The organism is Mesorhizobium sp. M2A.F.Ca.ET.067.02.1.1 (assembly GCF_004023285.1).
GTDB lineage: Bacteria > Pseudomonadota > Alphaproteobacteria > Rhizobiales > Rhizobiaceae > Mesorhizobium.
The window spans coordinates 1-2,037 of record NZ_RZSB01000937.1 but is presented as its reverse complement, the minus strand read 5'-3'; the positions used below and the strand labels follow the sequence as shown (position 1 = coordinate 2,037).

Below are 2,037 nucleotides of genomic sequence, written 5' to 3'. Positions count from 1 at the left end.
TTCAGACGATACTCATCGGCGAAGAAGTCGACGGGCGGCCTGCCGGCGCGGCCGGCCTCATAGATGTGCAGGATATCGCCACCGGCGGAAAACGCCCTGCCCTCGGCCTTGACGACGACGACGCCGATGCCCGGATCCTGTTCCCAGGCGTCGAGCGCCTTGCCGAGCGTCTTGACCATGTTGTGCGTGACGGCGTTGAGCGCCTTCGGCCGGGTCAATGTGACCACGCCCGCTCTGCCCAACCGCTCGAAGCGGATCTCGTCGCCGCCGCCAAAATCGATCACCAGGAATCTCTCTCTCCGCCCGCGGGGGAGAAGTGCTAAAGGGGGCGTCGGGACACGTCAATGGTAGCGGTTCGGGGCGGCGGTCCTTGGGCTGGCGGGCGGCCGCGCCAGATGTTAGGTAACCGGCAAAGAACTATGCCCGCGCCCTGACAGGTTTCGAGCAGATCGACATGCCTGGAATTTCTCGCTTCGTGGTTGGATTGGCCGGTCTCCTGTGCCTGGGTGTTCCGGCCCGCGCCGCGACGCCCGCCGAGCTTTACCAGGCGCAAACGATCGTCACTGGAACCGGAGACGTGAACCGGCAGATCGGCTTCAAGGATTGCCTCGACAAGGTGCTGGTCAAGGTCTCGGGCGATCAGCGGCTGACGCAGAAGACGCAGATGCTGGCGCTGCGCGAGAAGGCGGCCGATTTCGTCCAGTCCTTCCGCTACCACGACCGGCTCGAAGGCATTCCGATCCATGACGAGCAAGGCACGCATGACCGGCCGCACGATCTGACCTGCCTCTACAAGCCTGCTGTGGTCGACAAGCTGCTTGCGCAGCTCGGCAGCAGGCCCTGGCCCGGCGAGCGGCCGACCATCGCCGTCTTCATGATCGCCGAGCAGGGCGCGCGGCATTTCGTGTTGACGCAAGACGAGCAGCGCGGCAACGCGATGCGCGAATCCTTCGCCAATGCCGCCGGTCCGCTGCTGATGCGCGTCACCTTTCCAAGGGCCGGGCAGCTTGGCGGACTCGATGAGAAGGCGCTTTCCGAAGCCGATATGGCAAGGCTCGACAAGTTCGCGAAAAAAGCGGGAGCGGCCCGGGCGCTCGCCGGCAGCATCGTGTGGAGCGACAAGGAGCTTGGCTGGATCGCCGACTGGCGGCTGGCCGATCGTGGCAAGATCTATCGCTGGCAGGCGCGCGGCGTCAGCTTCGACGAGGCCTTCCGGGTCGCGATCAGGGGCGCGGCGCAGATCCTGTCGGGGCACGGGCAGCCGTAAGTGCATTTCCTCGCCCCGCGCGAGCGGGGAGAGGTGGCTCGGCGAAGCCGAGACGGAGAGGGGAGCGCCCTACGAACGAGGGCCCCCTCTCCGTCCGCTTCGCGGACACCTCTCCCCCGCTTTTAGCGGGGGCGAGGAATTAGGCCCAGCCTGGCACAATCGTGTCGCATTGGTCAGCTGCCAAGACGCGTGGTAAAAGCCGGCGCAAAAGAGAGTTTCGGCCATGAACAAATTCACCCCCGCAAAGCCTGCCGGCGCGCGCAGCGTCGATGAGATCACCGGCAGCCGGCGGCTCAGGCGCATGCGCAAGGCCGACTGGTCGCGCCGGCTGGTGCAGGAGAACCAGCTTTCGGTCAACGACCTGATCTGGCCGATCTTCGTCGTTGACGGCAAGAACATACGCGAGCCGATCGCCGCCATGCCGGACGTCTATCGCCTCTCCATCGATCTCGCAGTGAGGGAAGCCGAGCGCGCCGCCAAGCTCGGCATTCCGGCGATCGCCACCTTCCCCAATGTCGAGCTTGCGCTGCGCGACCAGACCGGCTCGCACATCCTCGACCCGGACAATGTCATCAACCGCGCCACGCGCGCCATCAAGGACGCGGTGCCGGAAATCGGCATCATCACCGATGCCGCGCTCGACCCGTTCACCAGCCATGGCCATGACGGCATCCTGCGCGACGGCATCATCGTCAATGACGAGACGGTGGAGCAGGTCGCGGCCGCTGCCGTCATCCAGTCCGCCGCCGGCGCCGACATCATCGCGCCTT

2 protein-coding genes and 1 pseudogene are annotated in these 2,037 nt (G+C 65.8%); 2 read left to right on the top strand and 1 reads right to left on the bottom strand.

Translation table 11 applies throughout. From position 1 onward, the window contains the following. Positions 1 to 281 (bottom strand): enoyl-CoA hydratase/isomerase family protein (locus EOA28_RS33950; protein WP_189342351.1); only part of this gene is annotated, 281 nt, incomplete at its 3' end. Positions 282 to 454: 173 nt separating this feature from the next. On the opposite strand from EOA28_RS33950, the gene EOA28_RS33945 reads away from it, so the two are divergent. Together EOA28_RS33945 and EOA28_RS33940 are read left to right on the top strand one after the other, a co-directional pair. Beyond that, positions 455 to 1,267, top strand: a complete 813-nt coding sequence (locus tag EOA28_RS33945) for a DUF2066 domain-containing protein (protein ID WP_127252415.1) — start codon at positions 455 to 457, stop codon at positions 1,265 to 1,267. Between the two features lie 223 nt (positions 1,268 to 1,490). Continuing rightward, positions 1,491 to 2,037 (top strand): annotated as a pseudogene (locus EOA28_RS33940) (porphobilinogen synthase); the annotation flags it as partial.